We start from the raw sequence: 8,557 nt of genomic DNA, 5'->3' as shown, positions 1-8,557 counted from the left end.
TTAAAATTATTTTCAATAATTTTATGATTATTACATTTTGCTAAAAATTCAGTTTTTATAAATCTAGCATTTTCTTTAAAAATTGAAATTGTAAAACTGACTTTTGATTTAAATTTTGAAGCATTAAAATCGACACATTTTTCAAAAATACATTTTATAAATTTGACTTGATCTTGAAAAATACATTTTTTAGCAATTAATTTACATTTGAAATCGCAATTTAAAAAATATATAAAAAAATTATTTGTCTTAGAAAAATAAATTTCTAAAATTTCACTATTTTTTATAATTAATCTTTTAATGCCTTTTTCTTGTAAAATATTAAAATCTATTCTTTCTATACTGATATTTTCTAAAACAATTTCTTTTTTAATTAAATCTATATTTTCCACACCATTTATAGTAAAAATTCCATATTGTGCTAATTTTTCATCAAATTCTTTCATTTTAACCCTTTACTTAACCTTTCAACTTGGCACTATAGAATTTTTTCGCGCGGTCTTTTGGAGTGAAAATATACAAAGCAAAAGTATAATGCCATATAAAACACCAGTGGATTTTATGGTGTTTTCTGTAATCTCGTCTTGATTTATAATCTTTAAAATCCCTTCAAAACTTGATTTAAATTTCAAAAGAGCCAAGACACTTTTTAATTTATCTTGACTGTCTTTTTGATCAAAAAGAGCCATTTGCTCAGGTGATAGTTTTTCAGATATAGAAAAATTACTTTTTATCGCATATAAAATATCTATTTCTTGATTAAAATTTAATTTTAAAAATTTATTAAGTTGAGCAGATACAACGCTATTGTTGTTTTTATTGTCTATCTCTTCTATGATATTTTTTACATTTGATGTGTTATTTTCTAGTTCATTTAAAACCTTTTTATAATCACTTACATATTTATCATTATACACTTTAGATAAAATTTCTTTTAATTTTTCTTTATTTGCTATTATCAAAGCTTTAGCTGAATTTAACTCTGTAAAAGAAATATTTTGATCTTTTAAATGGAGATTAAAATCATTTTGCAATATGCTTGCTAGATTTATAATAGCACTCGTATTTAAATCATTTAACCTTTTTTCAAATTTACTTTCATAAAGTTTATCCGATGAAAAAATTCCTACAAAAGGATTGATAAGTTGAGGTTTTAAAATAACAACCCCAATTAGACAAATATAGGCAAACAATCTCGAAATAAAAACAAAAAGTTTAATTTTACAGATAAATAAAAGATAGGAAATTAATATACCTACAAAATAAATTAAAAAATAAAAAGCTGGAATGTATATTGGTGATAAAAATGATACTATGCTGATTATAAAAAGACCATAAATAAGAAATAATAAAATAGCACCATGTTGATATAATTGCCTTGTAAGGCTAATAAAAATAATTAATAACATTAATAAAACGATATAATTCATTGCAGCTATTGTCATTGGACCAAAAGATAATATAAAATCCATATTATTTAAAAATAATAAGCCAAAAATAGCATATGATGAAATCATTAAAATCGTAAAATTTAAAATTTTTAAGAAATTTGTATGATGATTACTAGTATTCCTATAAACTTGCAATAAAATACAATCAAACCATAAAGTAAAATCTAGCATTTTTCTTCCAAAAGTCATTAATTTTTTTATACAATGATTAAATTTTACTTTCCAAAAAATTATAAACTTATTCCATTCTAAAGGTCTAAAAGATATATAAAAATAATAAAATAATTTTGATATTTTTATTAATATCTTTGTTATTATTTTTATTATTATAAAAATAGTGCAAAATAAATAAAATGGTAGAAATAATGTATGTGCCATTGGTAATAAAGAATAAAAAATTAAAGGCATTAATTTTGATTTTAATGTTTTTAGTCTTGAAGAATTTATTTTTTCATAATCCTTAGGATTATATACTTGATTTTTAGATTCTTTTTTTAAATTGTCATTTTTATTTTTACTTAATTGAATTTCCAATTCTTTCTCTTTCGCATAAAGTTCTAATTTATGCCATTCTTGAGCTTCTAAGGTATTATTTTGAGTGATTAAAACATCTTTTATAACCCTGAAAGAATCTTTTAAATTTTTAGCATATCTTAATCTATATTCATTTTGAATTTTAAAAATCTCTTTTTCATCTTGTATTCCTTTGGTTTCGTTTTTGTAACTTTCATCTTTATAATTATCTTCTATATATTTCTCCACTGATTTAAAATCTAGCTTATCTATATCGACATTGATTAAATTTACAGCTTTTGGTTCTTTAAAATAACAAGCGCTAAAATTCGGAGCCTTATAAAACTTTACTCCATAAAAACAAGCTATATCATCAAATTCACACTCGTGAAAATCAGCATAACTATAAAATTCAGAATTATTAAAATAAGCATTATCTTCAAAATGAGCATTTGAAAAATTTAATTTAATATTTTCATTGTTTTTGTTTCCAAAAACAGAATCCATAAAATAACATCTATTTTTAAATTTATTTTTCCACAAATTAATATTATTAATGGTGGAATTTTGGATATATAAAAATTTATTAAATATATTTTGTTCTAAAATTAATTCTTTAGCGTAAATATCCAAAAAATCAATTTCATTGTAAAAAATATTATATTTAAAATTACATTGCTTTTTAAAATTGCATTTAAAAAACCTTAGGCATGAATTTTCATTAAAATTTACCCATTCAATAAAGACATTTTCGAGAAAGTATATATTTTCAAAAACAATTTGTTTGCTAATATTAATTCTAGCGATACAAAACTCTTTATTAAATTTACAATTTGAAAATTTCAAAGATTTATTATAGTTTTCTCTTTTAAGGGATAGTCCATTGGTAATTGATAATTGATTGAGAATCAATCCATTATAAAATTCAAAATTAAATTTTGTTAGCAAATTAGATTCTAGTTTAATTCCAAGCTCAAAATCACTTACAATAAATGTATTTGAAAGATAGTTATATTTTATATGACTTTTATCTAAATGAAGAGTTGAAGAAATCAATTTCCACCAATTATCCAACATATCACAAACTAAAATACAATTGTTAAAAATTCTATATTTTATATAAATTTCAAAACAATAACACATATCTTTTTTAAGATAGATTTTATGTGAAGGGTTAATTAGCATATATAAATTATTAAGCTTGAAGTTAATATAAGCATTTTTAACTATCCATTTATATTTCATACTATCTTCCTTCAATGATTTTTATTTCTTCTTCAGTTAAGTTATAGAGTTTATAAACCAAAGAATTGATTTTGTTTTCTAGTTCTTGGGTGTTTGCGTTTTTGTCTTGTTCTTTGACTTTTAAAATTTCATCGACTAAACTTATAAGCTTGTTTGCTAATTTTTCATTTTTAGAATTTATATTTACTACAGGGATATTTAGCAAAGGCTCTTTATCAATTTTGAATAGATTTCCTTGTATTTTTCCCTTGTGCTTTAACCAAAAAGCTATGAGTTTTGAATTTAAAACTCCAGTTAAATATTTCAAATTAATTCTACAAGTCTGAATAAAAAACAATGCTCTAGAACCATAAAAATTTTCATTAGAATATACAAAAATTGGCTCTATACATCTAACTTGTGAAATAATTTTTTCTTCACCTTTTTTAAAAAATTTTTCTTCTCGTTCTCTATGCAAATAAAAGTATGGCTTATTTGGAGTTTTATATTTAATTTTTGATTCTTTCAGTATTTCTTTATATTTTTGAAAATGTTGCTTCAAATTAGGTAAATCATCTAAATTTCCAGAATAATTTTTATTAGACAAATAAATCAAATATTTATCAGTAAAGCTAGAATAAAATTTTCCACTCAATCCTGTGTAATATTCTTTTATAAAACATTGTTCATTTTTGGAAAAAACATTTTTATCTTTTATCACAAAAGCTTCATCTATAGCTGGAACTATCCCTTGTGCCACTTCACTTTCTTCAAGGTAAAATTTTCCATATTTTTGGATTTTGTTAAAAAGTTCTTCATAGTCGCTTTTTGTGAAATTTAAAGTTTTATCTATAAATTTTTTTGGAGTTAAATTTATGCTTAAAATTTCATTGTTTTGGGTTTTTTCATTTTTTAAAAGATTTATAACATCTTCATAAATTGGAGTTTGGGTTGTGATTTTAGCAAAATGAAATTCGTAATTTTTAGGCGGTTTTATTTTTTGAAATTGCATTATCATAGTTTGTATGCTTGCAGAATCAAACACCATAAAAGAACTAAAATCAACAAGGCTTAAAATTTGAGATTCTTCTAAAACTATATTGCGTAGTTTTTTAGCCCCTGAATTTGTAACCCAATTATTTGTAGCGATAAATGCTAAATATCCATTATTCTTAAGTATATCAAATCCACGCCCTACGAAATGATACCAAATATCCATTTTTCCTTGATAAGTTCTTAACTTTTTTGTATTGGTAAAAAGATCTTTATTATCATTTTCTTTTATATAAGGCGGATTGCCGATGATGAGATCAAAGCCTTTGAAATTTCCATCATCGTCCAAAATTTCAGGGAATTCAAAACGCCATTCAAAAGGATGATTGCTTTCTAGGTTGAAGATATTGTCGTATTCTTTTTTAAGATTTGCAAATTCTTTTGTGGCTTCTTTTTCATCAAAGTCAAAAAGAGTCAAATTCGCACTAACAAAGAATTTCAAATTTTCATCATCTACGGCTAAGAAATTTCCGTATTTTTTAGAGTATTTTTCACATTTATCATTAAAGCTTTTCATTTCTTTTTTAAATTTATCTGCAAAGCAGAAATTTTTAAAAGAAATTTTGAGATTTTTTATCTCTTGGTTGATGTGGCTTTTATCTGTGTAAAAGCCTTCTTTATAGTCTTTTACTATGCGTTTGTATTTGCCCATACGTTCTTTGATGTTAGGGTAGTGGCTTAGGCTTTTGCCTGTTTCAAAGTAAGATACCAAAGAATTTCCGCATTTTATGTTTATATCGATATTTGGCAGGGTTTTAAGATCGTGATAATTCCCATCATCAAAGCTTTGATAAAAGCTATGTTTTAAAAGCTCTATCCAAAGCCTTAACTTGGTGATCTCACATGAGTTGGGGTTGATATCGACTCCAAAAAGGTTGTTTTCTATGATGTCTTTTTTGGTGTGAAAAAGTTCTTGTTGGATAAGATGGGCTTTATCTTTAGGTGTTTTTGGGCGTTTATACTCTATAAACTCGCCTTTTCTACCCGTGATGAGAATTTCATCGTTTTGCACTTCTAGATAAAATTCTTCATCAAAAAGATTTAGCTCATCATAAATGCTTAACATAACATTTAAAGCAGAAACCAAAAAATGCCCACTTCCCACCGCAGGATCGCAAATTTTTATAGAGTTTAAAAGCTCTTTTTGTGCTTTTTTGTCTTCTTTTCTTAAAGACTTTCTTAGTTCGCTTATATCTTTAGCATCAAGATCAAATTGAGCGTTGAATTTATCAAGCACAACTTTTGTGATACTTTCTTTACACATATAAGAAGTGATAAAGCTTGGCGTGTAAAAACTTCCTTCTTTGTAGCCATTGAGTTTTTCAAACACATTTCCTAAAACACTTGAACTTATGAGTTCTTTTTGGCTTAAAATTTCGCTTTGCTCATCATCGCTACCAAAATCAAAGCTATCCAAAAATTCAAACAAGTATTCTAAAAGCCCCACTTGTCCTTTTTTAGCTTTACATTTATCATCTTTTAGCACAGTGTTTTTATAGTAAAAAAGCTTTAAGTCATTGCTTAAGCTTGAAATTTCAAGTGTGTTTTCTATGCTTTGTTTTTCAAACAAAGAAGAATTTAGATAAGGCAGATAGGCAAATTCGCTTTTCTTTCGCGTGCTTTTTTCTTTGGCTAAGACTTCAAAGAAAAGTTCGCTAAGCTTGTCAAAATCAGGGATTTTTTTGAAATTTAAAAATTTCAAATTTTTATCATCATTAAAACGCACCAAATTTGACTCTATAAGCTTTAAAAACAAAATGCGATTAAGCCATAAGATCAAAAGTTTTAAGATGGTTTCAAAATTTTCTTCTTTAAGCTTAGAGTTTATAGCGGTGTAGAAAGTTCCTTGCTCTTCTTTGCTTTCTTCGCTTTTTGCGATGATGAGTTTTGAGTTTTGTTTGCTCTCACAAAGCCCTAAGATATATAAAAGCTCTTTGTAAAAAGCATTGTTGAGTGAATTTGCATCGTTGGGGTTAAACTCACTTAGCAAAAAGTCTCTATGAAAAGTTTTAAAAATACTTGCTAGCTTTTTAAAATTTGATTTTTGTTTGTCTTTTAAAAATGTCAAGTCAATCAAAAAGCCTTTTAAGTTTTCTTTGGAATTTTCTATGAGTTTGGCTACTTCTTTATAGAATTCTTCAGTATTACCTTTGAAAAGTGAATTTGGATTACAAAATTCTTCAAAAAGTTTTTTAAAACTTGGATTTTTATAAAAAAGCTCTTCAAACTCACTAATTTTAAAAATGTAAAATTTATAAAAATCTGTGATGATAATAAATTTTAAGCTAAAACTATACTCTCTATTTCTAAAATAATATAAAATAGTCTCGTGTAAGGCTTTAGAATTTACCTTTGTATGAGTGATAAATTCTTTTGAATTTGGCTTTTTAGCCTCAATAAGAACTTCTAAGTCTTTACTAAACTCATCTTTAGAGATGGATAAGTCAATCTCACTTTTGCCTTTTTGCTTGGTTTTGATGTGGGTTTTGAAATTTAACATGGTTAAAAATGGACTAAGTGCATTAGCTACAAGATAATCTTCATTTTCACTTTGCGAACTTTCAAGTCTTTCTAGATATTGCATTAAAGCCTTGTTAAATATATCAAATTCATTTTGCATGATTTGCTTTTTGCGGTAGTATGGGTTGAAAAAATCTTTTTCATTTAGCAAAGTGAAATACATTTTTAACCTTTATAAAAAATATTTTGTATTTTATCAAATTTTACTTTTATATAAAATTTTTTAAGAATTTAATATATCATTAATACCTTTATATGCTTCCTGTATAGGTTTTTTAATAAAAAAATCATTTAAAATTTGAATAAAATCTTTTTTAGAATTTTGATTTTCAATCAACCAATAAATAAAAGCGTATTCTCCTTCTAATTTTTCATTGTTTATTAATTTATCACAATAATAGTGATTTTGATATTTTCTAACATTTTCTTCTTTTACATCTTTAAATAATTTTAAACATTCTTTATATTTTTCATTTTCTATATCTTCTTCATTATCATTTGAAATTTCAAATGTCAAACCAACAGTATCATAGTAATTTTTTCTAAAATAAATATATATACATGGATATATGCTTTCACTCTTATAATCTATAGGATAAAATATAAACACACCATGATTAACACGATTTTCTTCTATTTTATTGCCGATAAAAGTTATATCACCTATTTTAATTTCCTTATGTTTAAAACTATCAAAAAATTCTTCTATTATATATTCGCAGATGTTACTCCATTTATGCTGGATAATACCTTTAGCTTTCTTATATTTTTCTTCATTTAAATTTTTAAGCTCTGATTTATTTTTGTTATATCTATATAAAATCATAGCATTTTTTAAATTTTGCATTTTTATATTGTCTTGAAAAATAAATTCTAATACATCATCTCTTTGAGTATACTCATCTGTCATATACCATTGTAAAATACTTTTGTATTGATTTAGAGTAAAAATAATGTTTTGTATATCAAGAATAAATTTTTGATCTTTGGTTGATTTTTCTTCATATATTTTTATACACTCATCAATCCATTCCTTAATCCATATGTAATCCATCTTCAAATAATAGCTAACATTATTTTCATTTTTATCTTTAATCAAATTTGTCTTTATGGTAAAATTTCCCAAACTATAATCGCTAGGACTAGCAAACTCGTCTTGATGCAAATATATAGTCAATATGTTTTTATAACAATCTTCTATATTTTTGATATTTTTTCTTACAAAATTAATATAATCTTTCAATTGATTTTTTTGATCTTTTGCATAAATTTTATTTTCTATTATAATATATCTTTTATCACTTAATGTTATTAAAATATCTATCCTTCTATTATCTTTTATGCAGGCTTCTGTTTCTACGCTTTTTATATCTTCTATGTTTAAATTTTCAAATTTCGTATTTACTAAACTCTTACCAAGTTTTTCTAAAAATACCTTTGCAAAATTTTTTTGATAATGATCCTTATTTATATCAATTAAATAAGCTATAAATTTAGAATGATAATTTTCTTTTGTTTCAATATTCAAAGCATCAAATATATTTATATCACTCAAACCATTATTCACATCTTTTTCAAATTTAATATCTTCTTCAAGCAACCTTTCAATAAATTTTTCCATGCATCACTTCCGAAATTTTATACAATTTTACATGTAAATAAATTTTTAATTACAAACTAAAAAACTGATTATTAATTTTATAGGCAAGTTAAGTAGAATTAACAAGTCCGCAATGAGCTACTTTCCCCCTGCCAGTAAGGCGTAGTATCATCACCCACGATGTGCTTAGCTTCTT

Annotated in this window: 3 protein-coding genes; all 3 read right to left on the bottom strand. The window is 24.4% G+C overall.

Going from position 1 to position 8,557, the window contains the following annotated elements; all coding sequences use genetic code 11:
• Positions 1-467: 467 nt before the first annotated feature.
• The 3 genes from ELQ09_RS06720 to ELQ09_RS06710 are packed head-to-tail and all read right to left on the bottom strand — an operon-like array spanning position 468 to position 8,382.
• Positions 468-3,209, bottom strand: a complete 2,742-nt coding sequence (locus tag ELQ09_RS06720) for a hypothetical protein (RefSeq protein WP_002878197.1) — start codon at positions 3,207-3,209, stop codon at positions 468-470.
• A gap of 1 nt (position 3,210) precedes the next feature.
• A complete protein-coding gene (locus ELQ09_RS06715; protein WP_134263854.1) occupies positions 3,211-6,924 on the bottom strand; it encodes an Eco57I restriction-modification methylase domain-containing protein in 3,714 nt (1,237 codons plus the stop codon).
• Between the two features lie 60 nt (positions 6,925-6,984).
• Positions 6,985-8,382, bottom strand: a complete 1,398-nt coding sequence (locus ELQ09_RS06710; protein WP_134263853.1) for a PD-(D/E)XK nuclease family protein — start codon at positions 8,380-8,382, stop codon at positions 6,985-6,987.
• Positions 8,383-8,557: the final 175 nt, after the last annotated feature.

The organism is Campylobacter sp. CH186 (genome assembly GCF_004378925.1).
GTDB classification, from domain to species: Bacteria; Campylobacterota; Campylobacteria; order Campylobacterales; family Campylobacteraceae; genus Campylobacter_D; species Campylobacter_D jejuni.
This window is presented reverse-complemented; position numbering and strand designations above follow the sequence as displayed.

Coding starts and splice junctions, on each gene's coding strand:
- ELQ09_RS06720 (WP_002878197.1), bottom strand. CDS start 3,209: ATGAAATATAAATGGATAGTTAAAAATGCTTATATTAACTTCAAGCTT.
- ELQ09_RS06710 (WP_134263853.1), bottom strand. CDS start 8,382: ATGGAAAAATTTATTGAAAGGTTGCTTGAAGAAGATATTAAATTTGAA.
- ELQ09_RS06715 (WP_134263854.1), bottom strand. CDS start 6,924: ATGTATTTCACTTTGCTAAATGAAAAAGATTTTTTCAACCCATACTAC.